Origin of the sequence: Levilactobacillus sp. HBUAS70063, assembly GCF_038374745.1 — a bacterium.
Classification (GTDB): Bacteria; Bacillota; Bacilli; order Lactobacillales; family Lactobacillaceae; genus Levilactobacillus.
The window spans coordinates 1-26,764 of the sequence record NZ_JBANSM010000008.1; the positions used below are offsets into that span (position 1 = coordinate 1).

The 26,764-nt window shown below is 51.2% G+C and carries 26 protein-coding genes and 1 pseudogene; 18 read left to right on the forward strand and 9 right to left on the reverse strand.

Translation table 11 applies throughout. The annotated features are described in order from the left end of the window. Positions 1-174: 174 nt before the first annotated feature. The 7 genes from V8I28_RS11510 (at position 175) to V8I28_RS11540 (ending at position 7,410) form a co-directional block, all read left to right on the forward strand. Positions 175-597, forward strand: coding sequence for a MarR family winged helix-turn-helix transcriptional regulator (locus tag V8I28_RS11510; protein ID WP_341780241.1), 423 nt, complete (start codon positions 175-177; stop codon positions 595-597). Between the two features lie 323 nt (positions 598-920). Continuing rightward, a complete protein-coding gene (gene pnuC / locus V8I28_RS11515) occupies positions 921-1,676 on the forward strand; it encodes a nicotinamide riboside transporter PnuC (RefSeq protein WP_341780242.1) in 756 nt (251 codons plus the stop codon). A 206-nt stretch (positions 1,677-1,882) separates the two neighbouring features. Beyond that, positions 1,883-2,803, forward strand: a complete 921-nt coding sequence (locus V8I28_RS11520; protein ID WP_341780243.1) for a magnesium transporter CorA family protein — start codon at positions 1,883-1,885, stop codon at positions 2,801-2,803. 339 nt (positions 2,804-3,142) lie between these two features. After that, positions 3,143-4,903, forward strand: coding sequence for a pyruvate oxidase (gene spxB, locus V8I28_RS11525; RefSeq protein WP_341780244.1), 1,761 nt, complete (start codon positions 3,143-3,145; stop codon positions 4,901-4,903). 140 nt (positions 4,904-5,043) lie between these two features. Further along, positions 5,044-5,475, forward strand: a complete 432-nt coding sequence (locus V8I28_RS11530) for a MarR family winged helix-turn-helix transcriptional regulator (protein ID WP_341780245.1) — start codon at positions 5,044-5,046, stop codon at positions 5,473-5,475. 6 nt (positions 5,476-5,481) lie between these two features. Beyond that, positions 5,482-6,879: an MFS transporter gene (locus V8I28_RS11535; protein WP_341780246.1), complete on the forward strand. Its 1,398-nt coding sequence runs from the start codon at positions 5,482-5,484 to the stop codon at positions 6,877-6,879. Positions 6,880-7,035: 156 nt separating this feature from the next. Continuing rightward, positions 7,036-7,410 carry a hypothetical protein gene (locus tag V8I28_RS11540; RefSeq protein WP_341780247.1) on the forward strand — a complete coding sequence of 125 codons (375 nt, stop codon included), beginning with the start codon at positions 7,036-7,038 and terminating at the stop codon, positions 7,408-7,410. 423 nt (positions 7,411-7,833) lie between these two features. Here the strand turns inward: V8I28_RS11540 and V8I28_RS11545 are convergent, their stop codons facing one another. The 3 genes from V8I28_RS11545 to V8I28_RS11555 form a co-directional block, all read right to left on the reverse strand. Then, positions 7,834-8,085 (reverse strand): hypothetical protein, encoded by a 252-nt coding sequence (locus V8I28_RS11545; RefSeq protein ID WP_341780248.1) that lies wholly within the window; start codon positions 8,083-8,085, stop codon positions 7,834-7,836. Between the two features lie 92 nt (positions 8,086-8,177). Next, positions 8,178-9,536 carry a sensor histidine kinase gene (locus V8I28_RS11550; RefSeq protein WP_341780249.1) on the reverse strand — a complete coding sequence of 453 codons (1,359 nt, stop codon included), beginning with the start codon at positions 9,534-9,536 and terminating at the stop codon, positions 8,178-8,180. Beyond that, positions 9,526-10,227 (reverse strand): response regulator transcription factor, encoded by a 702-nt coding sequence (locus V8I28_RS11555; RefSeq protein WP_341780250.1) that lies wholly within the window; start codon positions 10,225-10,227, stop codon positions 9,526-9,528. The genes V8I28_RS11550 and V8I28_RS11555 overlap by 11 nt, the downstream gene beginning before the upstream one ends. A gap of 179 nt (positions 10,228-10,406) precedes the next feature. Between V8I28_RS11555 and V8I28_RS11560 the strand changes: the two genes are divergently transcribed. Then, on the forward strand, positions 10,407-10,697 hold the full coding sequence (locus V8I28_RS11560) for a hypothetical protein (protein WP_341780251.1): 291 nt from the start codon (positions 10,407-10,409) through the stop codon (positions 10,695-10,697). Positions 10,698-10,865: 168 nt separating this feature from the next. On the opposite strand, the pseudogene V8I28_RS11565 reads toward V8I28_RS11560, so the two are convergent. Both V8I28_RS11565 and V8I28_RS11570 read right to left on the reverse strand, forming a co-directional pair. Beyond that, positions 10,866-11,009: pseudogene (locus V8I28_RS11565) on the reverse strand (transposase); the annotation flags it as partial. Between the two features lie 368 nt (positions 11,010-11,377). Next, positions 11,378-11,980, reverse strand: coding sequence for a TetR/AcrR family transcriptional regulator (locus tag V8I28_RS11570; protein ID WP_135368300.1), 603 nt, complete (start codon positions 11,978-11,980; stop codon positions 11,378-11,380). A 116-nt stretch (positions 11,981-12,096) separates the two neighbouring features. Here V8I28_RS11570 and V8I28_RS11575 point away from each other — a divergent pair, with 116 nt between their 5' ends. Next, a complete protein-coding gene (locus V8I28_RS11575) occupies positions 12,097-13,572 on the forward strand; it encodes a DHA2 family efflux MFS transporter permease subunit (protein ID WP_341780252.1) in 1,476 nt (491 codons plus the stop codon). Positions 13,573-13,715: 143 nt separating this feature from the next. Next, positions 13,716-14,162 carry a LysE/ArgO family amino acid transporter gene (locus V8I28_RS11580; protein ID WP_341780311.1) on the forward strand — a complete coding sequence of 149 codons (447 nt, stop codon included), beginning with the start codon at positions 13,716-13,718 and terminating at the stop codon, positions 14,160-14,162. A gap of 839 nt (positions 14,163-15,001) precedes the next feature. On the opposite strand, the gene V8I28_RS11585 is transcribed toward V8I28_RS11580, so the two are convergent. Continuing rightward, positions 15,002-15,643 (reverse strand): SDR family oxidoreductase, encoded by a 642-nt coding sequence (locus V8I28_RS11585; protein ID WP_341780253.1) that lies wholly within the window; start codon positions 15,641-15,643, stop codon positions 15,002-15,004. Between the two features lie 348 nt (positions 15,644-15,991). On the opposite strand from V8I28_RS11585, the gene V8I28_RS11590 reads away from it, so the two are divergent. The 6 genes from V8I28_RS11590 (at position 15,992) to V8I28_RS11615 (ending at position 21,378) form a co-directional block, all read left to right on the forward strand. After that, positions 15,992-17,194, forward strand: coding sequence for an NAD(P)/FAD-dependent oxidoreductase (locus V8I28_RS11590; RefSeq protein WP_341780254.1), 1,203 nt, complete (start codon positions 15,992-15,994; stop codon positions 17,192-17,194). A 56-nt stretch (positions 17,195-17,250) separates the two neighbouring features. Further along, positions 17,251-17,808 (forward strand): methylated-DNA--[protein]-cysteine S-methyltransferase, encoded by a 558-nt coding sequence (locus V8I28_RS11595; RefSeq protein WP_341780255.1) that lies wholly within the window; start codon positions 17,251-17,253, stop codon positions 17,806-17,808. Between the two features lie 300 nt (positions 17,809-18,108). Next, a complete protein-coding gene (locus V8I28_RS11600; RefSeq protein WP_341780256.1) occupies positions 18,109-18,675 on the forward strand; it encodes a TetR/AcrR family transcriptional regulator C-terminal domain-containing protein in 567 nt (188 codons plus the stop codon). Further along, positions 18,660-18,836, forward strand: a complete 177-nt coding sequence (locus tag V8I28_RS11605; protein ID WP_341780257.1) for a hypothetical protein — start codon at positions 18,660-18,662, stop codon at positions 18,834-18,836. The genes V8I28_RS11600 and V8I28_RS11605 overlap by 16 nt, the downstream gene beginning before the upstream one ends. 217 nt (positions 18,837-19,053) lie before the next feature. After that, positions 19,054-20,469 carry an NAD-dependent succinate-semialdehyde dehydrogenase gene (locus tag V8I28_RS11610; protein WP_341780258.1) on the forward strand — a complete coding sequence of 472 codons (1,416 nt, stop codon included), beginning with the start codon at positions 19,054-19,056 and terminating at the stop codon, positions 20,467-20,469. Positions 20,470-20,628: 159 nt separating this feature from the next. After that, positions 20,629-21,378 (forward strand): glucose 1-dehydrogenase, encoded by a 750-nt coding sequence (locus tag V8I28_RS11615; protein ID WP_341780259.1) that lies wholly within the window; start codon positions 20,629-20,631, stop codon positions 21,376-21,378. 77 nt (positions 21,379-21,455) lie between these two features. On the opposite strand, the gene V8I28_RS11620 is transcribed toward V8I28_RS11615, so the two are convergent. The 3 genes from V8I28_RS11620 to V8I28_RS11630 form a co-directional block, all read right to left on the reverse strand. Continuing rightward, the gene (locus tag V8I28_RS11620) at positions 21,456-21,989 is read right to left on the reverse strand and encodes a GNAT family N-acetyltransferase (RefSeq protein ID WP_341780260.1); all 534 of its coding nucleotides are present in this window, start codon (positions 21,987-21,989) and stop codon (positions 21,456-21,458) included. Between the two features lie 27 nt (positions 21,990-22,016). Then, the gene (locus V8I28_RS11625) at positions 22,017-22,556 is read right to left on the reverse strand and encodes a GNAT family N-acetyltransferase (RefSeq protein ID WP_341780261.1); all 540 of its coding nucleotides are present in this window, start codon (positions 22,554-22,556) and stop codon (positions 22,017-22,019) included. Between the two features lie 110 nt (positions 22,557-22,666). Further along, a complete protein-coding gene (locus V8I28_RS11630) occupies positions 22,667-24,046 on the reverse strand; it encodes an Nramp family divalent metal transporter (RefSeq protein WP_341780262.1) in 1,380 nt (459 codons plus the stop codon). Positions 24,047-24,664: 618 nt separating this feature from the next. Here V8I28_RS11630 and V8I28_RS11635 point away from each other — a divergent pair. Next, positions 24,665-25,519, forward strand: a complete 855-nt coding sequence (locus tag V8I28_RS11635) for a DegV family protein (protein ID WP_341780263.1) — start codon at positions 24,665-24,667, stop codon at positions 25,517-25,519. Between the two features lie 1,053 nt (positions 25,520-26,572). Beyond that, positions 26,573-26,716 carry a hypothetical protein gene (locus V8I28_RS11640; protein WP_341780264.1) on the forward strand — a complete coding sequence of 48 codons (144 nt, stop codon included), beginning with the start codon at positions 26,573-26,575 and terminating at the stop codon, positions 26,714-26,716. Positions 26,717-26,764: the final 48 nt, after the last annotated feature.

Consider the following 26,764-nt stretch of genomic DNA (forward strand, 5'->3'; position numbering starts at 1 on the left):
AACGCCCCCTTAAAGTACTTAACTGGCAAACACCTTACCAAGTGATGCTGACTAATTTGTCAAAAAATTCGGATTAAATTTGCAATCTACCGGTTAGTAAGTAAAGATAAGGATATGATGAATACTATGGCAAAGAGTAAGGTCGTACATGCGGAAAGTTTTTTCGAATCTTACATGGAATTAAAGCGAGAATTGGAGAAATCAGCGACGCGGTTCCAGCGAGCCATGGGGATTTCGGTGGATCAATATGCAATTCTGCACCATATTTTAGAAAATCCTGGTAAGCTCACATCAGCCACCGTTGCCGATAGTCGGGGGATTTCGCGGGCCGCAGTGTCCCGGGGCATCTCACAACTGATTCGCCGGGGCTACGTATTGCAAAGCTATCAGACGTCTGACCGGCGCGTTCGGCCACTGTCGTTAACAACCAGTGGCGAGGACCTAGAGCGCGCGTGCCATGATCTGCTGATTAAGTCGGCGAAGATCATGAGTGAGACGCCCATCACAGATGAGGGGAGTCAGGTGACTGTGGGTGAGTTAACGCAGATGTTAGCCGCCGCAACGGCACAACTAACGCCTGAATCCCCCGAATCGTAAACCGCTTTAAATTAGGTCAACTAGATCAGTCGTTCGCGACTGGTCTTTTTTTATTCAGTCGTTCCCCCCAAACCACCAAAAGTGTGCAATTTAGAATGGTTACATTTTTTGTTTCACGGGAGTCGTACCGGGCGTGTAATCGTTTTCTGGCACTGGAACAAGCATGAAACAAATCTGAAAATTAGACCGCTACGCGTAAAATGGCGTGCTATAATCAAATCTGTTGTTCAAAACGAGCACCACAATATATTGTGCTAATTAGCCACCTCGCCGGCGAGAAGAATACTATATGTGGTTAACAAAACATGAGGGAGCGCATTAGCATGAAGCATTATATTCAATTTTTATCTCACCAACTCAAGGGCTGGCCGCAACAGAACTATTACCTGTTCTTTTTCAGTTTAGGCTGTCAGGTCATGACCTTAGTGGGTCAGAAAATAACGTTATTGACCATTCTGACGTTCATTGGGACTACGCTAGGCGTGCTGTGTGTTCTGGCGATTAACGCAGCTAAGTCAGTTAACGGTTGGCTGGGTGTGCTGTCCGCCTTTTGCTTCATCGTCACCGGCTTCGCGGCCAAGAACTACTTGAGTATTTTTGAGCAATTGGCCTACGTGGTGACGCTGGATATTCCCGTTCTCTTGAGCGCGAGCTGGAACGTCAATATGGCGTCTAAAATTCGGAAATTCAACGGTAAGAGCTGGGCGCTGGCGTTGTTTGCGACGGTCGCCGTCTACCTGGTTTCCGGCTGGGGCATTGGCACCTTTACGGACGATCCGCGGCCTTGGGTCGATGCGATTAGCTTTGCCATTAGTCTGACGGCCGGCGTGATTTGTTTCTTACGTTTCAACAATCAATACGTCTGGTGGATTGCTTCCGGTTTGGCCCAGATGGTGCTGTGGTTCATTTCGTTTCGGCAGGGGTCCGCGACGCTGGCGATGTTTATCAACAGTTCCGTCTACCTCGTCAACGACGTGTTAGCCTTTACCGTGTCTCCTTGGTACAACCAAAGGGAACGGGCCCGGCTTATCAAGCAGGAAACGGCTTATGCCGCCAGCTTGAATGAGAATGCTAACTAGAATGAGAGGGAAGTCTGGAACGCAAATTCCAGGCTTTTTTCGTTAATCTGACAGACGCGGGTGACCTTACCGTTTGTGGAACCTAGGCTCGAGCCAGCTTCCCATGCGTTTCCGGTAGAAAATGACGACATTCCGTGATTTTTGCGGCGGATTTCTGAGGGACGTGGTAAACTAAAGGCATTGTTTTTAGCGAGGGAGTAGAGACCATGATAGTTGAAAGAAAGATTGGGGCCAAAGACCAGGACTTAAAGTGGGTCATGACCATGGTCGAGAGCGAAGACGATCGCCGTGACCTGCAAGTTAAGTACGGCCTCACCGATGAGATTCTCACGTACATCACCGATGAAAATGAACGTTCCCACTATGACCGCGATGAATTTCTCAATTCCCAACTGTTCGTGTTGCACGTGCCGGTGGTGGTTGACCAAGTTTCACAGCGCTACATCACGCGCCCGGTAACGTTTCTATTGAAGGGAAATCTGGTGTTTTCCATCACCACCAAGACGACCCACTGGGTGAATACGTTGCTGAGTGAACGGCTGAAATTAAATCAAATCTACGATACCAACGAGCTGTTGTTAGTGGGGATGTTCATTCTCTTTGACCAGTTCATCGGTCCGATTCGTAAGATTAATGCGGAACAGAACCGGTTGGACCAACAACTCAACAAGTCGCCGGACAACAAGGATTTGATCGCCCTGTCCAACCTGCAACAGAGTCTGGCCTATTTCGTCAGTGCCACGCGTAACAACGCCATGATGGCGGTCAACCTGAGCAATACGCCGTTCGGGCGGCAGCTCTCGGACACCAATCAGGAACGATTGGACGATGCGGTCATTGAAGCCCGCCAGACTTCCGAAATGACGGCGATTGAGGCGGACGTTGTCGACCGGATCTCGCGGACGTTTAACAACGTCTTAAATAATAACCTGAACGATACGATGAAATTCTTGACGATTTGGTCGCTGGTTTTGACGATTCCGACCATCGTCACCGGTTTCTACGGCATGAACGTGAAATTACCGCTGACCAATTACGGTGGGGTCTCGTGGCTGATTACGGTGGCCATTACGCTGGGCGTCATGGTCTGGGTCGCCTTGATGCTGAAACACCGGCATTTCTGGTAGACCCCCGGTTGGTGTGGTACAGTCGAACTTTTTGATACGGTAGAATTTAAGTGGTATGACGGAGATCTCCAAACGGGGGTCTCCTTTTAGTTTGGGCAGGATTGGCTTGTTAGTTCGCGTGGCATCTCACCATTCTCTAATCTTTTGATAGCGCTTTAAGCGCCGGAATGCCGCGAGGTCGGGGCGTTTGTTTGGTAAAGTTACCAAGTGCGCTATTTCACTAACAAAAAGTAAGCTAAAATACTGGTATTCGCTTTCAAAACGGACTATGATGTTACCAATCAATGATTTTGGGGTGCCACTATTGGACGACACCACCAACTAAGGAGCGCGATTTAAATGACAAAAATGATTGCGGGTCAAGCATTAGTTAAGGTTTTAGAAGCCTGGGGGGTCGACCACCTGTATGGTATTCCTGGTGGTTCCATCAACCACACCGTCGAGGGGCTCTACCTTGAAAAGGATAAGATCCAATATATTCAGGTCCGTCATGAAGAAGTCGGCGCATTAGCCGCAGCCGCCGATGCCAAGTACACCGGTAAGGTCGGTGTGGCCTTTGGTTCCGCGGGTCCTGGCGCCACGCATCTTTTCAATGGGTTGTACGATGCCAAGATGGACCACGTGCCCATGCTTGCCTTGGTTGGCCAAGTCCCCACGGCCACGATGAACACGAACTATTTCCAAGAAATGGATGAAACGCCGATGTTCGCCGACGTTGCGGTCTATAACCGGACGGCAACTACCGCGGAACAGTTGCCTTACGTGGTCAATCAGGCCATTCGAGAAGCCTACCGGCAAAAGGGCCCGGCCGTCGTCATCATTCCAGAAGACTTATCGGCTACTGAAATTGATTACGAGCCGGTTAAGACGCCGAACACGGTATCCGATACCTTTACCCAAACGATTGATCCGAAGGCCGTTACGGCGACGTTAGAGCTGTTGAAGGCGGCTAAGCACCCCTTGATTTATGCCGGTCGAGGATTGCTGGGCGCCCGGGATGAACTGGTGAAATTCAGTGAACAATTCAACCTCCCCGTGCTCAACACCGTTCCGGCAACTGGCGTGATTCCGACCGACCACCCGAACGCCATTGGGACGTTTGGCCGGTTGGGGTCTAAGTCCGGCTTTGAAGCCTTACAACACACCGATTTAATCCTATTCCTGGGGTCCGAATTCCCATTCGCTCAATTCTGGCCGAAGAACATCAAGATTATTCAGGTCAACAACAACGCTTTTGATATTGGCAAGATGGTACCGATTGACTACGCGGTCATTAGCGATGCCAAGAGCTACCTACAAGCCATGATTGCGACGGGTGAAACGTTGCCCGAAACGGAATGGCTGAAGGCCAATCGGGTAAACAAGCAAAACTGGAACAAGTGGTTGGATCAACTGGCCGCAGACGACAGCCATGGCCTAGCGCCCGAGGCCGTGACTAAGAAGGTGGCTTCAATGGTCGGCCCCAAGGATACCTATGGAGTGGACACCGGGAACGTCTCCGAATGGTCGGTTCGGGGCTTGCCAATGGATAAGCAACAGCGTTTCGTCTTGTCCGGGTTATTTGCCACGATGGGCTACGGCTTGCCAGCCGGCATGGCCGGGGCACTGAGTGTTCCAGAGGGTCAGGCCTGGTCGTTCTCCGGTGACGGCGGCTTTGCCATGGTGGCTCCCGACATCATTACGGAAGCCCGTTACGAATTGCCCGTCATCAACGTGGTCTTTAGCAACCAACGTTTCGGTTTCATTTACCGCGAACAGGTTGATACGAAACAACACCTGTACGGGGTCGATCTGACCGACGCCGATTGGGCTAAGGTTGCCGAGGGCTTGGGCGGCATTGGCTTTACGGTCACGAACAACGCCGAAGTCGAACAAGTCTTTGACCAGATTAAGGACCTACAGGCCAAGGGTAACAAGAAGCCAATCGTGGTCAACGCGGTCATTAAGAACGATGATCCGATTGGGACGGCCTTCATGCCACTGGACGCCAAGCTCTACGGGCAAGATACCGTGGACGCCTACGCCAAGGAAAACCACATTGACCTCAAGCAGCAACCCGCATTGGGCGAATTGCTTCGGGCCAAGGGCGACAATCTCTAATTTAAACGCCATCAAAATCCGTTTCACCGCCGTTTCGTGGGTGAAACGGATTTTTTGTGTGGAACGGTAAACTTGGTCTTGAAGTTTGGGGATGATTGGCTTAAAATCGTTAGCTGACTAACAAAGGGAGATGATGTGGCTTGCCCGCAAGAAGATTAGGCGCTTGGCTACGAGATGCCGAGCATCAAATGAACTTTGAAATGAATGAGTTTGCGCGACCCTATGGCCTCACCGGTATGCAAATGTCCGTGATTGACTTTCTAAGCCGGCGGGGGGCGACCGATACCTTTCAAGTGGACGTGGAACGCGAATTTCACGTCCAGCGTTCCACCGCGTCGATGTTAATCAAGCGGATGGTGGAACGCGACCTGGTGACTCGGGTGGTCGCGGACCAGGACAGTCGCAAACGACAGTTAAAATTAACCCCTCAGGGTAACCGCTTGGTGCCGCTGGTAACGGCGCACCTGGAACAACAGGATGCCAAGATGGTCGCGGGTTTGACCGCCACGGAGGCACGGGCCTTTCGCCAAGCTTTAGAGAATGTCACCCGTTGGGGAAAAACAAAGGAGTAGAGGCTAATGACCAGAGAGAAAATTGAACCTCGCGTGATTGGTGCCGTTCTGGCAACGGGGCTGATGTCGTTGAGTGGGGTCATCATTGAAACCGCAATGAATATTACCTTCCCCACTTTGATGAAACAGTTTGGTGTGACGACCGGGACCGTGCAGTGGATGACCACCCTGTATCTCCTCATTGTGGCCTGCATCGTGCCCGTTTCATCCTACTTGAAACGCCGCTTCAAAATGAAACAACTCTTTGTGACGGCCAATCTATTATTTATTGCCGGTCTCCTGATCGATGCCTTGGCCCCGGCCTTCGTGTGGCTATTGGTTGGTCGGGCGGTTCAGGCTGTCGGAACCGGAATTGCCTTGCCCCTGATGTTTAACATCATCTTGGAGCAAGTTCCGCTGAGCCGGATTGGCATGATGACCGGCGTGGGCACGCTGATTACGGCGGTCGGCCCGGCGATTGGTCCGACTTACGGTGGTATCCTGGTGACCAGCCTGAATTGGCGCTACATCTTCTGGCTGTTGCTGCCGTTTCTGATTCTCTCGTTTTTCGTGGGGATCAAAACGATTCGCCAGGTCGCTCCCGTGGTGCCGGAACGCTTCGATCTACTGAGCATACTGACCGTGGTGGCAACCTTTGCCGGACTGATCTACGGATTCAGTTCGCTGGGAAGCCAACCGTTGTTGAGTTGGGCCATTCTCGGCGCTTGGATCGTGGGTATCCTTGGCCTCATTGGATTTGTCGTGCGTTCCAGTCGGGTGGAACATCCCCTGATTAGGCTGGCAACGGTGAAAAATCCGGCCTTTGCCTGGCATTTAGCGGCGTTCTTTCTCTTACAGACGACCGCACTGGGGCTGTCCTTTATCCTGCCAAATTACCTCCAATTAGTCGATCAAAAAACCGCTTTCATTGCCGGCTTAGTTGTGTTGCCCGGCGCCGTGATTGGGGCTGCCTTTTCACCGATTGGCGGTCAGATTCTCGACCGCTTTGGGGCGAAGAAACCCATTCTATTGGGCCTAAGTATCGTGACGCTAAGTCTGATTACCATGACCGTTTTTGCCCGACACTTGTCCGTGTTGGCCGTCTTGGGGCTTTACGTCGCCTACATGATTGGGATCGGCATGGCCTTCGGAAATATTATGACGGCCGGCTTGAAACAGCTTGGAGAAGATCTCAAGGCCGATGGAAATGCACTGATGAACGCGCTTCAGCAGTTCGCTGGGGCCATGGGGACCGCCGTGGTGTCCATGATTATTTCGACCAGTCAAGCCGGGTCGGGCAGTACGATCGTGAAGACGGCGGTGGGGTCGCAGTGGGCCTTACTGGTGTTGGTGGTGACCGGTGGCATGGCACTGTTGAGCATGCTAATGGCTTTTAAGCTGTCGCGTCCAACGGCTTCGCGTTAGTATTGCTATTGGCTTTACCATAGCGACCACGAGTTAACCTATTTTTATTAACCCCATGCTACACTTCAGTCAATGAAGATGGAATTGTTGATTGAAAGAGAGGCGACCGGAATGCGGTATGACTGGCGATATGGTTTTCATTCATTTTGGCTGTTGATGACGTTAATGCTAATGATGAGCCCGGTAATTTTTATTAATCGACTGGCTGTTAAACACGTGGCTCTAGGCACAATGGTGGCGATTTTAGTAGTGGATTATCTGTTCACGCGTCAATATCCTTACTTTAATCGGTTTGGTCGGCAGGGCTTCAGCGGCTTACTGAGTATTGGTTTCTTTGTGGTCATGGTGGCTGTGGCGCCGTACTTTGGATACTGGTCACCATCGGCCTGGGGATTCGTCAGCTTCTGTGTGGCCAGCTTCGGCGGGTCGCTGGACGGGCGAATCGTTCATCCCACGGATATTCTCGTGAGTCAGACGCGCGCACAGCTCCGTAAGAAAGCTGAAATTTTACGGAAGCCGATGCCCCGCTGATGAGTCGTTGGCAAGAAGAAATACGCATAGACAGTGAGACAAGGGTGGTTGCGCCACGTGATGCCTAGTCGGGTTACGCGGAGGGTGCAGCCTTTTTTGTCGTCTCGTGATTGGTTCGGTAAAGATTTCGCTCTTACAAAGGATGATAACGGTTTTGAGACGTGGGCTGTCGAGGCCAATACTGGCCCGGTCCGCCCACCGCGATCCAACCCCTATTTGGCGAACGGTAAGGCGCCCCACTTGGACAGGGAGCTGAAGAAGGGCAGAGGCTATAAAACAGACGTCATCACAATGTTACCAAACGAAAAGCGGCTGAGAAATTTTCTCAGCCGCTTTGTTTCGGCAGTTTTTAGGTATCTGCTGATGTTGCGTTTTCACCGAAACGCTTAAACACCAGGGATTCAGCCGATGATTTAGTTTGGTCTAATAAGCCGCAGAATAGGTCCAGTCGTAGGCCAGTAATTGGTGGAATTTTTCACCAATCGGTACCCAGAGCTTGGCCTTGGCAATGTTGGCAATGGATTCCCAGAACAGGGGATCGTGGCGTTCCTGGTCGCTCAAGTTAATGTTGACGTAACTCCCAGCTTCCGTTTTGGCGATAACGTAGGGGTAGAACACCTTCGTTATTTGGGCGGGAGTCACCGTTTTAATTTTGGGATTGTCATCAATCAGCATAATCGTCCGCTTCCTTTCACTTGATGAACCCAGTATAACCGGAAAAGGTTGCGTTCGTCCTTGATTTTGGTTAAGGATTGTCTGAGAATTTCTTAGGATTGGGTAGCGGCCCGTAACGTCACGGTAAATTTGGCGCCGTGGGGGTCATTATCGGTGATGGCGATGTGTCCTTGATTCAATTGAACCAGCTGGGCGACAATCGCTAGACCCAGGCCACTCCCCTCGATTTTGTTGGAACGGGAGGTGTCCACGCGGTAGAAACGCTCGAAGATGTGGGCTCGGTCGGCTACCGGAATCCCTTCCCCGTGGTCGGCCACGGTCAGGGTCACGGTGTCGGCGGTCGTGGCGACTTGAACGGCAATCGGCTGGTCGGCCGGTGAATATTTATGCGCGTTGTCCAGCAGGGCCGTCAAGATCTGGTGAAGCATATCGGTGTCACCCAGAGCCATGGCCGGCGTTGGACCGCTAAAGTTTAGCTCTTGAGAAATCAACGGCTGGTAGTGGGCCACCACGCCCTGAGCGAGGGTGGTCACGTCCAGTGGTTGTAAGGCAACTTCGGCGCGGTCGGCGCGCGACAAATGCAATAGGTTTTCAATTAGATGCTGCATGCGTAGCGACTCCTGGTCGATGAAGCCGAGCGACTCGGGGATGACCTCGGGGTGCTGCTCGCCACGGCGTTCGATGAGCTTGAGATTGCCGCGGATGGTCGCAACCGGCGTGCGTAGTTCATGAGAGGCATCGGAAATAAACTGTCGCTCGCGCTCCAACCGGCCGTTTTGGGCCGCCAGTAGTTGGTTGAAGTCCTTGGCCAGTTGACCAATTTCCACGGGTTCCGCCGGTTGGGGGAGTTCCGTCTGGGTGATTTCGGGATTGGCGGCGGCTTGCTGGGCGGCCTGGGCCAATTGAATGGTTGGTTCGCTGATGCGTTTGGCCAATCGGCGGACGAACCATAGGCCAATCAGGAGGCTAATCCCAATTGCAATGATCATGACTGCAATCAAGACGTGAAGGTTGCCGATCAACACGTGCATCCCGATGTAGAGGTGATAGGTTCGGCCGCCAGTCTTCAACGTTTCCGCGAAATACAGGCCCCAACCCTTGAAGTACGTCAAGTGGGTAAAGGGTACCGACCAGGTCTTGGCCGCGGCCAGGGTGGTACCGTGTGGCAGGAGTGATGTGGTCGAGCCATCCGCATTGCGAATGAAGACAAACGTATTGTGGGAATTGAGGCCGCTCGAACGGTTAATGGCTAACCAATCCTGAAAGTTGGTGACCTGAGAGGTCTGAAGGCTAGCACCGAGCTGTTCCGCTTGGTTTTGGGCCCGCAACAATTGGTCCACGACTAGGGTGACGCTGACGGTTAGGACGATGACGACGCCAATCGTCAACAGGAGGCTGGTGAAGGAGTGGCGGATGATATCCGCGTAGGTGCGGGGCTGCTTAGTGGTCATCGTGATCATCCTCTTTAAGACTATAGCCGACGCCCCGAATGGTATGGAACAGATGAGGGGCGTCATCTACGTCAATTTTATTCCGTAAATAACCAATGTAAAAATCGACCACGTTCTGTTGGCCGAGGAAGTCCACGCCCCAGACGTTATCGAGCAATTCGTCTCGCGTGAAGACCTGACCGGGATGCTGCATGAGAAAGAGCAGGAGGTCATATTCGCGTTGGGTCAACTGAATCGTTTGACCGCCGCGGTCGACTTGACGGGTCTTGGTGACCAGCGTGAGGTCTTGCAAATGGTAGGTCTGGTCGAGGCCACTCTGGTGAGCCGTCCGTCGTTGGATCACGCGAATCCGGGCGAGGAGTTCTTCTATTTCAAAGGGCTTGGTAATGTAGTCATCGGCACCCGTATCCAGCCCGGTGACCTTGTCGCTGAGGTAGTCGCGTGCGGTCATCATGATGACGGGGAGGTCGTCGTGCTTACGAATCCGCCGCAGCACCTGCATACCGTCCATCTTGGGCAGCATCCAGTCGAGGAGAATCAGGAGCAGATCGTCTTTTTTCTCCTGATAGGTCTCCCAGGCGGCTTCGCCATCGGCCGCGGTAATAACGTCAAAATCTTCAAAAGTGAGTTCTTTAGCAACGTAGCTGGCGAGTCCTTCTTCGTCCTCAACCAATAGAATTGTATTTTTCATAATCAGGCATACTCCTTGATGTGACGTGGTTATAGGCATAATACCACACCCAGCTCAAGCTAAAATAAGAAATTCATATTTTAACCTTAACCAAGCTTAAAGATTTAGTGCCTTGCCGGATGGTATAACTAAGACATCGAAAGCGAACAGCCAAAACAACTAACTGAGGAGTGGTTAAAATGACTAAAATTAAAACGATGATGACTAAAGTAATGCTGGGTGCCATGACGGTGACGACGCTGTTGGCGACTTCCGCGGGCGCTTCGGCGGCCACGGTAACGACCACAACCGCCGCCCCAACCATTCGGACAACCGTGCAACTCAACTCACGCCCGGTAGCCGACATCCAAGTGACCAAGATTCACTTGAAGCCGGTAACCACGAAGAAGATTTCTAGTCAGGTTCAAACGGCCGTGGACGCCAGTGCCCTGAATCTCGACCAAAAGCACAGCGACAGTCAGCTCAAGTAGTCGGCTGACAGATTTTAAACTGATGATGGCCTAAATCCGCCAAACACATTTAACGCCAGTCATCGTATCAGCAGCAATAGAAGCCAAGGGCCAGTAGCGTTAACGCGTTGCTGGCTTTTTTGGCTCTTTGTCAACCGGTGTTGATGGGGAGAATTTGAGAGGTTCAATTCACTTACGAATTGGGCCTCTTTTTTGGACCCGAATATTGAATTCAATCTGTATTCTATAGTGGAAGTTAGTCCAGTTGCGGTAGCCGTAGGCAGTGCGCTTGATCTGTTTGAGCTTACGGTTGACGCCTTCGACTGGACCGTTACGACCGACTAAACCAAGTTTCCACGTTGTATCTAAGTTTAAATCAACGTGTTCAAAGAGTGGTGCTGTACCAGCGAAGCCAAATGTGAGGTGCTGAATGGTAATTTTGGTCATGTAAAAGAACTTCCCATCTATGGTGATTAAGTATCGGGTGATATGGGATGAAACGAGAACGGTTCTTCACAGTGATCGCATTCTTTCGGTTTAATTTACACCATTCTCGCCTAATTCTAACAATTAGACATTGATTGTCTTTTAAGTGGTGCAGTTGAGCTAATTTTAAATGATAAAACAATTAAAATCGATAAAATCCATCTCGTCTTGCAAATTAATTTAGTTATAGAATCATCTGCGCCTATCACATGTAATCATTCGGTTAAAGCAGCCGTATAACTAGGGAGCAGGACTGTTTGTACGAAATCGGTTAGTTGGCGATCATCGATTGGTTGATTGACAAAGCGTTGGTAACGAATCCAATCAAAGGGTAATAATTTAAGATTATCAGGAAGATTGGTCCGTGTGAGTTCGTGCCGTTGCTGCGCCCGTTGTAAAACATGGTCGATGGCGTGACTATCAATCTCTTTGACGGCCGTTAACATTTGTTGTAATTGCGCAGTTTGTTCATGATCTAGGCCGGTAAACCAAGTGTTCATAAGTGCCTGGCCGTAAGCGTCCATGCTCAGAGTAAATCGTTTGAGTACTTGAAAAAGATCAGTCGCTAGATTATGACCAGTTAAAGTGAGCTGATCGAGACGACCGTGATTATCAGTTTTAATTTTATCCTGAATAGCCAGTAAGGCCAAAGTAAATGGTGAATCCCAGTGACGATAGATAACGGGTTTGCTGGTTCCGGCTACTTCGGCAACTTTGGCAAAGGTTAATTGTGCGAGGCCATCCTGTTCTAGAATAGTCCGAGTGGCCTGATAAATGGCGGCATTAAGTTCTGCTCCGCGACGGCGGGTTTTCGTCATATGATAACCTCCAAATTAAGAAACTATATAGTTTCTTATTGACTTTTTCTATCTAGGGTGTATTATACGCTTTGCGTCATTAAGATACCAAAAAGTTTCTTAAAAGGAGAACAAAAATGTCTAAAGAAAATCAGATTCCTAAGTCAACCATTGTGATAGCCTTGGTCATTGTTTTTGGTGCCATGGCACCATTATTGGATTCAACGATGATGAATATCGCCCTTAACAATCTCGTTCATAGCTTTGGTAGTTCGGTGACTACGGTTCAATGGACGGTTACCTGCTATTTACTTGCAACGGGGGTGGCGGTTCCGTTTTCTAGTTGGTTTTTGAATAAGTTTGATGGGAAACATGTTTTCATGGCCGGTGAGATTTTATTTGGTCTCGGTTCAATCATGTCCGCTTTAGCGCCAAGTATTGAGGCTTTAATTGTGGCACGACTCATTCAGGGATTTGCTGGTGGGATTATTATGCCACTGCTGACAACGCTATTAGTGCAAACGGCGGGAACTGCCGTTATGGGACAGATGATGGCAACGGTCGGATTGCCGATGATTTTGGGACCGTTATTTGGCCCCATTATTGGCGGTATCATTATAAAGGTGGCATCGTGGCGGTGGATTTTTTGGGTAAATGTTCCGGTTGTGGTGATTGCGATTGCTTTGATTCTGTGGAAGATGCCCCATTATCCGGCTCAAAATAAGACCGCTAAAATGGATTTTGTGGGGATTCTATTATTGATTCTATCTTCCAGTGCTTTAATTTATGGTATTGTTCAGGCAGCACACCGTGGTAGTTTTATGAATCACACCAGTGTCCTCTTTGTTGGCTCGGGAATCGTTGCGGCGTTATTTTATCTTGGATGGGCCAGCTATCAAAGAAAACAAGCCGTGCTGCCATTATCGCTCTTTAAATTTCGTTCCTTCGATGGCTCTGGTCTGGGGTTATTCATGGCGGGAACCGTGTTAAATGGGGCGATGCTGCTCTTGCCACTGTATTTTCAAAATATTCAAAATATGTCAGTAATCATGGCAGCCTTGGCCTTGTTGCCACAAGGGATTGGCATGTTAATTTCACGAGGATCAACGGGAAAGTTAACCGATAGTTTGGGTGCAAAATATGTGGTCTTAGTGAGTGTCGTCATTACCTTTGTGGGAACGCTCCCCTTTTATTGGTTTGATCAGCACACAGCCTATTGGGTAATCGCGTTAGTCCTGTTCATTAGAGGAATTGGTGCCGGTGGAATCTTAATGCCACTGATGGCGGATGCCTATACCGGTATGTGGAAAGACCAGATTCCGGCAGCCACGATTGGTTCTCGAATTATTCAAAACATTGGGAGTGCTTTTGGTTCAGCCTTAATTACAACGGTGGTAACAGCTGATGCGACGACACGGATTCATACCTTTGCGGAACAATTAAAAGCCGGGAAGTTCCACGTAACGGCTGAACATTTATCAGCTTTTGCGGCCAGTCATGTGCTAGCTTTAAAGATTCAGGCCTTTCAGAATGGTTTTTTGTTAATCTCAATTGTGGCCCTGCTGATTACGTTACCGACATTACTTTTAACCAATAAACGGCACGGTGCCTAACGATAGCCGTGTTTCACGTGAAAACGGACAAGGCAGCAACACTACCCTTTTATAACGATCTCTGGTATATCTATTAGGATATGTTTATTTAACGGTCTAGCCTAAAACTGGGTTACCTAGGGGAGGGAAAGCATGTGTCAGCTATGTATTTACGAGGTTTGTTGCTGAGTTTAGCGCTGGTTTCATCAATTGGGATGCAGAATCTATTCGTTTTTAATAATGCAATCAATCAGCCGTTGAAGCGAGCCTGGCCAGTGACGGTCCTGGTTTGGTTCGTTGATACCGCCTTAACACTAGCGGCATTCTTCGGGATGGGTACGATTATCAGTGCTCACGAATTATTCAAATTAATTATTATGTTTGTCGGTGGATTATTGGTGATTTGGATTGGGTTTGGCATTTTACGTTCAGCCGCCAGTTTTAAGCTGGAAAGTGCCAACACACCGTTACCGATGAAGAAGTCATTAGTTAATGCGTGGGTAGTGACCTGGGCGAATCCGCAGGCGATTATCGATACCAGCCTCATGTTTGGTGCGCTACGGGGCACGCTGACTGATAGTGAAGTTACGCGCCATTTATCACCGGGGTGATTTCCGCGACAGCCATCTGGTTCTTCGGCATAACGCTAGTGTTGGGGTTATTGAAGGAGCGGTTACCCCAAAAGTTCCTTATGTGGGTCAACATCGTGTCTGGCGGAGTAGTCATGCTGTACGGAGTTTATCTGCTATGGCAAGCGGTCATGATGGTGCTGTGAACCATGGATGAAATTGTAACGGGCGTTAGTGCAGTGGCACTAGCGCTTTTTTGGCGGCATTTTGGGAGCGGTCTACCTTGCCGTTCGCAATCCATGAGCTGGAATGCGATGGGGTGGCCAAACCAGTCGCCTGCGGCTGCCAGGAGTTCCGCCTGCTGTGGGGGACGGTTCCAGCCTGAAGAGCGGGCTTCCACCTCGCTCGGAAGCCTTGCCTAACCTGCAAGTCTCCCGAGTCGCCCCATGCTGTAGGCCGGCAGAGGACGCCAGCCAACACCATCGACACGGCTGGCTCCATTCCTGGCCTCCTCCGGCATAGTTAGAGTTTCGACAAGACAATCGCGTAAAGTCTAGTCACCGTCAGTGGTGGTCGTACCTGATGCAACCGTCGTGACTAGTCACCGCAAACGTAGCGGAGAGTGAAGCCCCAGATGAGCTCAGCCGTGGGATTCCCTTAGCGGCAGGGGGCTTGCCGGTTAGGGAATGGCGTCTTTGAGACGTGACTTTTCGGCTCAAAGCGAGTTCCGAGACCGCCCTTTGTCTCGGAACGTCCGCTCACCGCGTTCCAGCTCATCTGGGGCGAATGGTAGGCCAGCGAGGTGGTACGTCGGTCTAGCCGAACGCAAAAAAAACGGCCACACTGGCGGTTGAAGTCCAGCGTGACCGGTGAAAATAACTTTACTTGAGTGCCTCGGCAATCGGCGTCTCGCCGTTGACCAGTTCGATGATGCGGTGAGGCTGGGGTTGCTGGACGATGGTGACCACCGTGGCCGCCACGTCTTCGCGGCTAATGGACGTCGTGTCGCTATTGGCCGTGTCCAGCGTAATCTTGCCGGTGGGGGCCTCGTTGGTTAAGGCGCCGGGCCGAACGATGGTGTAATCCAGACTTGTCCGGTGTTGGAGCCATTGGTCGGCGTAGTATTTCGCCACGTAATACGGCCGAATTCCCGACTGATTCCAGAAGGCCCGGTTGTCGGTGCCCAGAGCACTGACGATGATGAAACGCTTGATGCCGGCTTTTTCCGTCGCAATCATGGACTTGATGGCACCGTCGAGGTCGATATTCAAGGTCATATCATCGCCGGTACTGCCGCCAGATCCGGCGGAAAAGACGACCGTGTCGACGCCAGCCATGGCCGGAACCATGGCCTCGGCGGTGCCCATCAAATCAATGATTCGGGGTTGGCCCCCCAATTCGGTTAGTTGCGGTGACTGCGTTGCGGAGCGAATCCCGGCGTAGACCTTTTCACCGGTTGCCGCCAGTTGCTGAACGATGTGCCGGCCAACGTGGCCGTGAGCACCAATTACTAATGTTGTCATGTCAAAACCCTCCTAAATCTCGTTCACTTAACTAACCTCCACCTTAAAGGTTTTACCCCAAAATTTCAGCTAAAACGACTCGCCAGTCGTCACGAGTAGTTGGTATGTGAACCGTGGATTCCCGCCGTTGTGGGCCGCGGTCGCTATGAATAAATTTATGAACCGTTATCAATGGCTTTTCGCTTGATAACTCGTATAATAGAAGTAAATCATCCCTAACGATTAGCCCGTCCACCGGTCCCTTAGGGGGGAGTGAGTGTTCGTTAAAATGTAACCGTTTTAACTAGCTGAAGTGTTAACCGGTTAATCGTGAATTAGGGAACTACAGTAGAAAAGGGGTCGTTTACAATGGCAACGATTTTAGTTCTTGGCGGTGGCTATGCCGGCATGCGGGCAATTAAGTTTTTACAACGGGAAGTTCCCAGCGAAGACAAAATTATTCTGGTAGACAAGACGGGGACGCACGCTGAAAAAACCAATCTGCATGAGGTGGCGGCCGGGACGATTGCCCCCGACCGGATTACCTATGAGATTAACGATGTGATTGGCAGTCGGGTGAACTTTATCCAAGACGCCGTGACCAACGTGGATGTCGACCAGAAGAAGGTTACCTTGAAGAATCACGAGCCCATTACCTACGACTATCTGGTCTTGGCGCTCGGGTTCCAGTCCGAAACCTTTGGCCTGAAGGGCGCCGAAGAAAATGCCCTGCCAATGGACGATTTGGCCACTTCCGAGGCCGTTTACCAGCACATTGAAGAACGCGTGAAGGGGTATGCCCAAACGCAAGACCCTAACGACTTGGTGGTGGCCGTGTGTGGCGCCGGGTTCACGGGCATCGAGCTTTTGGGCGAATTGACCCAGTCGTTGCCCAAGCTGCAGACGCGGTACAACACACCGGCCATCAAGTTGGTCTGCCTGGAACGGTCGCCAGCCATCCTGCCGATGTTCGATAAGTCCTTGGCGGAATACGCCATGCGCTTCATGGCCAAGCACGATGTCGAAATGAAACTGGGGGCCAACATCGAAGAAATCAAGCCGGGCGCCGTGGTCTACACGGATGATCAGGGTGAACAGCACGAGCAAGCGGCCAATACGATCGTCTGGACCGTGGGGGTCAGTGGTTCCCACGTGATTGCCGACTCCGGCTTCGAGCAACGCCGGAACCGGATTGTGGTTAAGGACGACTTGTCCATTGAAGGCCACCCCGAGGTTTATGTGGTCGGTGACGTGGCGGCGGTCATGGATCCGGAAAGTAACCGGCCATATCCCACCACGGCGCAGATTGCGTTGGCGGCTGGCGCCCAAGCGGCCAAGAACATTGGCTTGCAGTTGCGGGGCCATGAGACCCGGCCATTCGTCTACAAGTCGGTCGGCACGGTGGCCTCATTGAGTGACCGGGACGGGATTGGTGAAATCTTTAGCAACAAGCGCAAGGTCAAGGGCTATCCAGCCTCGGCCTTGAAGAAAGTGATTACCGACCGTTCCATTTTGGAAAGTGCCCACCTGAGTACCGTCTTCAGCAAGGGCCGGTTCGACCTCTACCACTAAAAATTCGGACAACTTTGTAAAAGCGAGTAGGCAATATTAGCCTACCCGCTTTTTTAATGCTAAAATTAACGAAAAAGGGTGATGACATGTTACGACAGAAGCGACTGATGACGCCGTTGGGACCGATTACAGCAGCCAGCGATGGGACGGCGTTAACCGGCTTGTGGTTTGGTGATCAACAGTACTACGGGAGTACACTTCCTGAAGCAACGCCTACCGGAGACTTACCGGTCTTTACGCAGCTAGCCGACTGGCTTACGGCGTACTTTGCCGGGGAAAATCCAACCGTGACTTTCCCGGTTCGGCCAACGGGGACGGCGCTACGAGAGGCGGTCTGGTCGGTGTTACGAACGATCCCATATGGCGAAGTTCGAACGTACGGTGAACTAGCTACAGCAGTCATGCCCATCATCGGTCACAACCCCGGGGCCCGCGCCATGGGGAATGCGGTGGGTCACAATCCGATTAGCCTGGTGATTCCTTGCCATCGCGTGATTGGTCAAACGGGTGAATTAATTGGTTATGCGGGTGGCCTGAATCGGAAGAAAACGCTCTTACGGCTAGAAGGGTGTCTATCTGAGACAAGTGATCGGGTAGTTCTCGAAAAAAATTAGGCATTTTTAAAGAAATTTACGGATTTCTTGCCAATTGTGCACAAAAGTATCGTACAATGTACCGGTAGATATGCTATAATCAAGGCTGTTTAAAAGCTAAATTAGTAGCACTGTTGATAGATGTAACTACTCAGCAAGTAACTGATAATTTTTTCGCGAAAAGGGTTTCTTCTCACGGGAAGACGCGTATAATTTTAGTCAGCTTGAGAAGTTAGGTTAGCGTTCTAACCTTCTGGGGGGATTGTTAGAACTATATAAAACATAAATTAAAATGGTGTGTGAATGATTGGAGGTATCACGATGGCTGCATCGGAAACTAAGGAGCGAATTGCGGAGGCCTTGGCTTCGTTGTTGAACCACAATACGTTTGATAAGATTACGGTCCGTGAGATCGCGGATGAAGCGGAAGTTCACCGAAAGACGTTCTATTACTACTTTGCCGATAAATATGAGTTGTTAGCCTTTGTTTATCAACACTTTATCGTTGAAGCACCACGTCACGAACAACCGACGGCTTTAACCTTGGAGAACTGGCGACCGGCAACGATTCAATTACTGGAACGGATTGCTGAAAATTCTAAGATTTTCTTGAACGCTTATCCCTACGATGATGGCGTTTGGCGCCAGTCAATGAACGAATTTGTGGCTTCACGATTGTCAATATTGCTGCACGCAATGCCTGAGTACCGTTACTTAAAGGAAGACGTGATCGACACGTCGGCGGAATTCATTGCCGCCGGTGCGTTGGGAATTATTAATAAGTGGGCGAACGATAACTTTACCGCGACCCCCCGGACGGTTTTAGACCAGATGACGACGGCTAACCGTTTGTTCAACGGGATTTTGGACCGTTGGAAGTTAAGTTAGATGTAAAAAACGACGGAACAGCGCCGGTTGCGGCGGGACTGTTCCGTCGTTTTTTGTGGCGAAAGGGTGAAGGATGGCAATCTCCTAAAGCTGTGGTCTTCGTGCAACTCATGACGTTAATCTTGGTCGTTTACAGTTTCATCGTGGAATTAGCCACCTGATCGTTCGCCAAATAGGGGGTGGAACGCGGTGGTCGGATTGGCCCGAGCCTGAGAAACTGTCAATTGTGAAGTGACAAAATAAATGCGTTATTTCACAAACGCTAAACGTGTAGACAATCACAATCTAAATGCTGGTATTCGGGGATCTATCCGCGTATAGTACCACATGTAAAGGGCTACATTGTGCATGTGAAAATCCCGTAAGGAGGAAACTATTATGGCTTATCAAACCACGAATCCCTATACCAATGAGGTCGTCAAAACCTATGCGGATGCGACACCAGAATACATCGAGGAGAGCTTGGCCCAGGCTCAGGCACTCTACCAGCAATGGCGCAACGATCCGGTTGCCACTAGAATTCCCGTTCTCCGTAAACTCGCACAGATTTTTAAGGATGAAACGGATAGCTTAGCCCGCGTATTGACGGTCGACATGGGAAAACTGTTTGTCGAGGCCCAAGGCGAAGTTATTCTGTGCGCGGACATTGCCGAATACTACGCCGACCATGCCGAGGAGTTACTGAAACCCCGGGCCATCGAGACGATCGCCGGTGAAGCCCAGTTGGAGAATCATCCACTGGGTGTCCTGATGGCGGTGGAGCCCTGGAACTTCCCGTATTACCAAATGATGCGGATCTTCGCGCCAAACTTTGCGGTGGGCGATCCCATCGTCTTTAAGCACGCGGCGATTACGCCGGCTTCGGCATTAGCCTTCGAAGACGCGGTACGCCGGGCCGGGGCTCCCGCGGGGGCCTTAACCAACCTGTTTCTGTCCTACGATCAGGTCTCCCAAGTGGTGGCCGACAAACGGGTTCAGGGGGTGGCGTTGACCGGGTCCGAACGGGGCGGTGTGGCCGTTGCCGAGGTAGCCGGAAGATACCTCAAGAAGAATACGATGGAACTGGGTGGCACGGACGCCTTCATCGTGGCGCACGATGCCAATATGGAAGATGTCAAGGCGATTGCGCCGCGGGCACGGTTGTACAACGCCGGCCAGGTCTGCACGTCTTCCAAGCGCTTCATCGTAACGGAGAATCACTACGACGAATTCTTAGCGGCGCTGAAGGCGGCCTTTTCCGCCGTTAAGATGGGCGATCCCATGGACCCTAGCACCACGCTGGCACCGATGAATTCCAAGAAGGCCAAGGAACACCTGCAGGCTCAGGTGGATGAGGCCTTGGCGGGCGGAGCGACGGCCTACTACGTGCACGAGCCCATCGACAGCGACGGTCAGTTCTTCATGCCAACGATTCTGACGGACATTACCCCGGACAATCCGGCTTACGGGAAGGAAATGTTTGGTCCGGTTGCTCAGGTCTACAAGGTTAAAGACGATGCCGAAGCCGTGGCGCTGGCCAACGATTCCGACTACGGGTTGGGTGGTATCATCTTCGCCGGCAGTGCCGAGTACGGCGCCCAACTGGCCTCGCAGATTGAGACGGGGATGGTTTTCGTCAACACCTTCTTCAGTTCCTTGCCCGAATTGGAATTTGGTGGGGTCAAGAAGTCCGGCTTCGGTCGCGAGCTGGGTCAGACCGGGATTTCCAGCTTCGTCAATCAGGAGTTGGTGGTCAAGCGCGACCGGCCGAACGACAACGAATTCGGTGGTCTGGTCTTGCCGCATAAATTTTAAAGTTAGATGAACAGAATGGGGCCCGACGAAGTTTCGCCGGGCCCTTTGTCATGTATGGCGAATTACAGAATACCCACAACGATTTAGGCAAAACATTTTCCTCTCATCGCGTAATGTGATATTCTGAACAATAAGCAATAGCGAAAGGATGATTTTAAGATGACAGATCGTTTAAAAGGTAAAGTTGCGATTATTACCGGTGGGGTAGCCGGAATCGGTTTAGGCATTGCCGAATGCTACGTCCGCGAGGGTGCAAAGGTCGTTGTGACGGCCAACCATAACGTCGATGGTGGGCATGCCGCCGTTGAAAAATTCGGGGACGATGTCAGTCTTTTCGTTCAACAAGACGTTGCCAAGGAAGCCGACTGGCAGAAGGTCATTGATGCGACGATTGAAAAATTTGGCAAGCTAGATATCCTGGTCAACAACGCCGGAATCGGTGGCGTCAACACGGCCATCGAAGACTTACCGCTGGAAGAATGGCAAAAGGTGATCGACATCAACTTGACGGCCAACTTCTTGGGTGAAAAGGCCGCCATCAAGGCCATGCAGAAGACTAACGACGCTAAGGGTTCCATCATCAACGTGTCTTCCGTTGCCGGCTTGGTTGGGCTTCCAATGGCCCCAGCTTACTCCGCAAGTAAGGGCGGGAGTCGCCTGTTGACGCACGCCACGGCGCTGAACTTGGCCCAACGTGGGGTGGATATTCGGGTTAACTCCGTTCATCCGGGATGGATTGATACGGCGATTATTCCGGATGCCGCGCGTGAACAGATTGTCAAGACCGTTCCAGTTGGCCATTTAGGCAAGCCACAGGACATCGGTGAGGTCTGCGTCTACTTGGGGAGTGACGAATCAACCTTCGCTAACGGTGCTGAATTCACGGTTGACGGTGGTCAACGCGCTTAATCACTGAAACGGATTGAAAATAAAGAGGACTGAGAACCCGCGACGGTAATCGTCGGGGTTCTCGGTCCTTTTGTGCGTTAGTCGGTAAATTCTTGGCTTAATTTCGAATAAATCACGGCGTCGTGGTAGCCGCCTTGCGCCAGGGGGAGGTGTTCACGCAAGACGCCCGCGCGCTGAAAACCGCGGCGCTCGGCCACAGCGCGGCTGGCGTGATTGGCGGGATCGGCGAGCAGATCAATCTCGTGCAGACCGAGGTCGTGAAAGCCAATGACCTCAACGGTTGCCAAGCAACGTGTCATGATGCCTTGACCGCGGTGCTCGCGGCTGAGCCAGTAGCCCACGGCGGCGTGGTCGTCCTGAAACTCGTGGAGGTCGATCATCCCAGCGGGTTGCCCAGCCACCCAGATGACGGCCAGCCAGAGCTGGTGAGCCGCTATCCGGGTTTGACAATAGCGCAGGAAGGCCGCTTCATCGGCCACGGCCCGGGTAGTGGCGACCCAGGGCAACCATTGCACCAGATAATCCCGGTCGGCGGCGATGCAGGCGAAGAGGGCGGGGGCATCCGTCAGTTGCGGGGCCTTTAGTTGAATGTTGTCGGCGAGTGTGTGCATGAAGCAAACCTCCTTTAATTGGGAACGTTAGCGGGCTTCCCATTGTAATTTCGAATAAACGATGGCATCATCGTAATTCCCGCTAGCCGTCAGGAGGTGATCGCGCAGAACTGCGTCTTGATGGAAGCCCCGGCGTTGGGCCACGGCCTGACTGCGGGTATTTTCGGTAGCAATCACGAGTTCCAGCTTGTTAAGCGCCAGCTGATTGAAGGCCACGTCCTCGACGATGCCCAGGGCGTGAGGCATGATTCCACGCCCCTGGAAGTCGTGACCCAGCCAGTAGCCCACCTCGGCGTGACCGTCCTTGAAGTTGTGGAGGTCGATGGTGCCCACCGGGGTGGCGCCGACCCAGATGACGGCCAGCCAGAACTGGTTGGCGGCAATCCGGTCCAGGGTATGCAGGAGAAAGGCCGCCTCGTCTTCAACGGATTGAATGCTGGCGGTGCGGGGCATCCAGCGCGCCAGCTCGTCACGATTTTGGTCGATGAGCGCAAAGAGCGCGGCCGCATCGCCGACGACTGGCGTCATTAAATGGGTGGTTAGCGTGGTCAATAGACGGGATTTCATCGAAAAACACCTCGATTCGAGCATCGGTAGCGGTCGTATTATTTTAGTTATACCCGCCAACCAAAAAGAAGTCAAAAAAACACCCGACCTTTGCAAGTCGAGTGTTCGTTCTAGACGGTAATGCCTAGGGTATTAAGAATCAGATAAACGTTTAAGATGATGAGAATCACGGCGATAATCCAGCCAAGAATCTTCGACCACGTCTTGTTGGCAAATTCGCCCATCAATTCCTTGTTACTGGTGAAGAGCACCAGTGGAATCATCGCAAATGGGAGGGCGATACTCAAGAAGACCTGCGAGGAAGTCAGGAGATCTTCAATCTTGGCTTCGTTACCGTGGTAGATGATGGCGAAAATGATAACGGGCGTCACGGAGAGCAACCGCGTCAATAGACGTTGGGCCCATAGCGGCATCTTCAGATTGATGAAGCCTTCCATGATGATTTGCCCAGCCAAGGTCCCGGTAATTGTGGAACTCTGCCCGGAGGCCAACAGGGCCAGTGCGAACAGCATACTGAGGATGGGACTGGCAATGGCACCGACGATTTGGTTATCACTCAAGGCGTTGAACAGGTCGACGAAGCGGCCGAGTTCGCTGTTGGTGCCGAAGAACAGGGCGGCCCCTAAAATCAGCAACAGACTGTTGACGACAAACGCGATGGTCAATTGAATGTTGGAATCAATCGTGGTGAACTTGATGGCCTTGGCGACACTCTTACGGTCGTTACGGTCGAAGTTCCGCGTTTGCGAGATGGATGACCCCAGATACAAGTCATGGGGCATCACGGTCGCCCCGACAATCCCTAAGGTCAGGTAGAGCATCCCGTGGTTGGTCACGATGGCACTAGATGGGATATACCCCTCTAACATCTGGGTGACTTCCGGCTTGGCCAAGATGACTTCGTAGAGGAAAACGAAGAGAATAACGGCCACCAGAGTTGCCACGATGGCCTCAATTTTCCGGAATCCTAGCTTCATCAAGACTAACAGGATCAAAACGTCAGCCGCGGTAATAACCAGACCGACAATCAATGGGAAACCAAACAATAACTTCAACGCAATCGCGGACCCGATAATTTCGGCAATATCCGTGGCCATGATGGCGAGCTCGGTGACAATCCAGAGGAACAGTCCGGTCTTCTTACCGGTACGTTCTCGCGTTAATTGGGCGAGATCCTTACCCGTAACAATCCCCAACCGTGCCGACATGGCCTGCAACAACATGGCAACCAAACTGGAGAGTAAAACCACCGTTAGCAAAGCGTACTTGTACTGCGCCCCACCGGCGATTGACGTAATCCAGTTCCCGGGGTCCATATACCCCACGGCGATTAGTGCGCCAGGCCCCGTATAGGCCATCAGGGTTCTCCAGAAGCCCGCGTTTTGCGGAACTTCAACGGTACCATTGACTTCATCGAGACTCTTCTGGTCACTGCCTGTGGACGCAATCATATGGTGCTTGGACTTTGGGTCGGTTTCATGATTCTTCATAAAATCCCTCTTTTCTATTGGCTTAGAAATTCAGGTAGTCGATTGACTTCTGTCTTTCCTGGTAAATGCGTGGTCGGAACCAGTAGTAGATGGTGCAAATAAGAGCAAAATCGGAAAACTGATGTCGATCACTCACTTCAATTCCAACCGTAAGTATAGGCTATTTAGCCGCAATGTCAACCTTGTGGGGGCTTAATTTTGGGTGTCCAAAAAATTATTTATATAGCAAACCGGCTTTTTCTTAAAGGCCATGAACCCGGGTAGTCTCGGTATCCAGTGGGTGGTCAAAGGGGGGTGGAGCCGGTTTCATGGTTGCGGTGATTGACTGTGTGCATGATTAGACAATCGGTGAAGATAAAAGTGAAGCCCCTCAGCAAACAAAATGTGACTAATGTCAGGATTAGTTTAAGCTTAATTCTCGGTTAAGAAAAATTTTTCGACCAAGTACGGAAATTTAATTAAAAATGGGAGCGGCCCCGAGTTCAGCCGGCAAATTTACCGCTTGGTAAGGGTACATATGGAACAAACGGTAGGTGATCTAGTTTTCAAAACTAGATAGTTGCGTTATAATAACGATTATTATCCAAGAACGATACTAGGAGAAACGAGGTAACACCCATGCCACAAGAGAAAATTGCCATTTTAGTGGACTCATGTTCTGACGTACCAGCGGATGTTCTGGAGGCGGCGGACATGGCTCTGATGCCAATGAACGTTATTTTTCGCGACCGGGCTTACGAGGATCGGGTGACCATCACCCCCGCCGAATTCTACCGGCGGCAAGCGACCGAGAAGGCCACTACGGCCAGTCCCACGGGAGAACACATCCTCAAGGCCCTGAACCGGATTCAGGAGTCGGGATACACCCACGTGATTGCCATTTGTATTTCGGCAGGCCTGTCCGGAACCTATCAGGAAACCCAATTATTAGCCACTGACACGCCTTTAACCGTCCACGTGGTCAATACGCGTAGTGTGGGAATTGGCAGTGGATTTGCGGCCATTTATGCCGCTCAGCTACGGTCTGAGGGGCACACCTTCCAAGAAATCGTGGACGAGGTCGAACGGGTGACGGCGCAGACCAAAGTCTTCTTCTATGTTCCGACTTTGAAGTATCTACAGGCGGGCGGCCGCATCGGTAAGGTGGCCGGGATGGCCGGAACGTTGTTGAACGTTAAGCCAATTATCTCGTGCGATGATGAGGGGATTTACTACCCGATTGCCAAGGTTCGCGGTGAGAAGCGGACGATTACAAAGCTATTGTCCCTGGTCGATTCGGCGATTGGCGATGCTAAACGCGTTAACGTGGCGGTCTGTGACGGGGTCAATCCCGATCTGCGGGCGGTCGTCTTGGCCAAGCTGAAGGCGGCCCACCCGAATGTGCTGAACTGGTACGCTGGCGACGTCTCGCCGGCCTTAGGCGTGCACACGGGACCGGGCTTGATCGGTGTCGGCGTCCAGGTGCTGGACTAGGGATTGGGCGGTTCCAAGCGCGTTTCGAGAATGCTCTTTGGCTCGAAATGTCCTGGCCACCGCGATCTAGCCTAGATTTCACGACCAGCAACAGTGCTGCCCAATATATCTACTTCGTCAGCCACAAAAAAAGCCACGATAACTGTGCTATCGCGGCTTGAGGGGGGATACGAGCAGGATATAGATACTTTGGGGGAGTGCTACTTGCTGCCCGTAAAAAGAGTAATAAGAATTTGGTACAACCCAGCTAGCAACAGCCTTGGTTACTAACTTGCTTGTAGTGTAACGCCTTGGCTCGCTGGGTGCAATTGATTGGTTTCATAAATTTACTAATAACGGGATTATCCCTTGTGCGGCAACACTTTTGGCTGTTCATTAAACAGCGCTTAAAAAATCATATTGGTAAAGTAATGATTGAATCGACTGATGTTTTTTAGGTTGAAAAGGTGACAACAGCAACGTTTGGCGGCCATTGATTTTAAATGAGTCGCCTTTTTGTTGAGGCGAAAACGCCTGACTTTTCAGAAATAACCCGTATAATGAAAGGGCGGAGACGTAACGATAGTTGACTACGACACTTCGTTTAAAGTGGGTAGCCGATAATCTGGCATACCCGAGACGAGTGGTGACGCGGCTTATCGACCGTAAATTTACCGGAAATGACCGAAAAACGGGAAAATTTAGGCCATAAATTTCAAATCATCACCCGTTAATGGTTTATACGCCGTCATTGGCAAAAGGTAGCGGCAACCCGAGTTGGGGTGGAACCGCCGATTAATTGGCGCACGACCGAATTGTTGGAAATGGTAAAATTAAAAGGTAAATGGTTAAGGGCTTATTCGGGCAAAAACGGCGAATCGCGCTCAGTTAGGGCCTACTAGGAACCCGGACAATTCAGATAACCCCGCGTCAATGGGCCGGATACCGATGAATTGGCGTGGCCAGAGATTGGCGCTCGCATCACGCGGCATGGCTCGCTGAAACCGCGATTGAAAAATAACGCAAGGTAGGTGACTTCTATTGGACGAAGCCGATTTGAAGGTTCAAAAACGAATGCTCACGAGACTTTACTTTGCCAAGAAACACGGTGAAGTTGACCAGTTTGCCGTGAAGTATTGTGAGAAACACCATTTGGCGGATGCGAACATGTCGCTAAAGGAAATCGCGTGGGAACTAGCTAAGATTCCGCCGCTGTAGGGCGATTGTTCCCGCAACGGGGTTTAACGAAATTTGAGAAAAGGGAGC

What these genes read in the sequence shown, in the direction of transcription:
- V8I28_RS11510 (WP_341780241.1), top strand. Translation starts at nt 175, where the DNA reads ATGGAATTAAAGCGAGAATTGGAGAAATCAGCGACGCGGTTCCAGCGA.
- pnuC (WP_341780242.1), top strand. Translation starts at nt 921, where the DNA reads ATGAAGCATTATATTCAATTTTTATCTCACCAACTCAAGGGCTGGCCG.
- V8I28_RS11520 (WP_341780243.1), top strand. Translation starts at nt 1,883, where the DNA reads ATGATAGTTGAAAGAAAGATTGGGGCCAAAGACCAGGACTTAAAGTGG.
- spxB (WP_341780244.1), top strand. Translation starts at nt 3,143, where the DNA reads ATGACAAAAATGATTGCGGGTCAAGCATTAGTTAAGGTTTTAGAAGCC.
- V8I28_RS11535 (WP_341780246.1), top strand. Translation starts at nt 5,482, where the DNA reads ATGACCAGAGAGAAAATTGAACCTCGCGTGATTGGTGCCGTTCTGGCA.
- V8I28_RS11540 (WP_341780247.1), top strand. Translation starts at nt 7,036, where the DNA reads ATGACGTTAATGCTAATGATGAGCCCGGTAATTTTTATTAATCGACTG.
- V8I28_RS11545 (WP_341780248.1), bottom strand. Translation starts at nt 8,085, where the DNA reads ATGCTGATTGATGACAATCCCAAAATTAAAACGGTGACTCCCGCCCAA.
- V8I28_RS11550 (WP_341780249.1), bottom strand. Translation starts at nt 9,536, where the DNA reads ATGACCACTAAGCAGCCCCGCACCTACGCGGATATCATCCGCCACTCC.
- V8I28_RS11555 (WP_341780250.1), bottom strand. Translation starts at nt 10,227, where the DNA reads ATGAAAAATACAATTCTATTGGTTGAGGACGAAGAAGGACTCGCCAGC.
- V8I28_RS11560 (WP_341780251.1), top strand. Translation starts at nt 10,407, where the DNA reads ATGACTAAAATTAAAACGATGATGACTAAAGTAATGCTGGGTGCCATG.
- V8I28_RS11570 (WP_135368300.1), bottom strand. Translation starts at nt 11,980, where the DNA reads ATGACGAAAACCCGCCGTCGCGGAGCAGAACTTAATGCCGCCATTTAT.
- V8I28_RS11575 (WP_341780252.1), top strand. Translation starts at nt 12,097, where the DNA reads ATGTCTAAAGAAAATCAGATTCCTAAGTCAACCATTGTGATAGCCTTG.
- V8I28_RS11580 (WP_341780311.1), top strand. Translation starts at nt 13,716, where the DNA reads ATGTATTTACGAGGTTTGTTGCTGAGTTTAGCGCTGGTTTCATCAATT.
- V8I28_RS11585 (WP_341780253.1), bottom strand. Translation starts at nt 15,643, where the DNA reads ATGACAACATTAGTAATTGGTGCTCACGGCCACGTTGGCCGGCACATC.
- V8I28_RS11590 (WP_341780254.1), top strand. Translation starts at nt 15,992, where the DNA reads ATGGCAACGATTTTAGTTCTTGGCGGTGGCTATGCCGGCATGCGGGCA.
- V8I28_RS11595 (WP_341780255.1), top strand. Translation starts at nt 17,251, where the DNA reads ATGCTAAAATTAACGAAAAAGGGTGATGACATGTTACGACAGAAGCGA.
- V8I28_RS11600 (WP_341780256.1), top strand. Translation starts at nt 18,109, where the DNA reads ATGGCTGCATCGGAAACTAAGGAGCGAATTGCGGAGGCCTTGGCTTCG.
- V8I28_RS11610 (WP_341780258.1), top strand. Translation starts at nt 19,054, where the DNA reads ATGGCTTATCAAACCACGAATCCCTATACCAATGAGGTCGTCAAAACC.
- V8I28_RS11615 (WP_341780259.1), top strand. Translation starts at nt 20,629, where the DNA reads ATGACAGATCGTTTAAAAGGTAAAGTTGCGATTATTACCGGTGGGGTA.
- V8I28_RS11620 (WP_341780260.1), bottom strand. Translation starts at nt 21,989, where the DNA reads ATGCACACACTCGCCGACAACATTCAACTAAAGGCCCCGCAACTGACG.
- V8I28_RS11625 (WP_341780261.1), bottom strand. Translation starts at nt 22,556, where the DNA reads ATGAAATCCCGTCTATTGACCACGCTAACCACCCATTTAATGACGCCA.
- V8I28_RS11630 (WP_341780262.1), bottom strand. Translation starts at nt 24,046, where the DNA reads ATGAAGAATCATGAAACCGACCCAAAGTCCAAGCACCATATGATTGCG.
- V8I28_RS11635 (WP_341780263.1), top strand. Translation starts at nt 24,665, where the DNA reads ATGCCACAAGAGAAAATTGCCATTTTAGTGGACTCATGTTCTGACGTA.
- V8I28_RS11640 (WP_341780264.1), top strand. Translation starts at nt 26,573, where the DNA reads ATGCTCACGAGACTTTACTTTGCCAAGAAACACGGTGAAGTTGACCAG.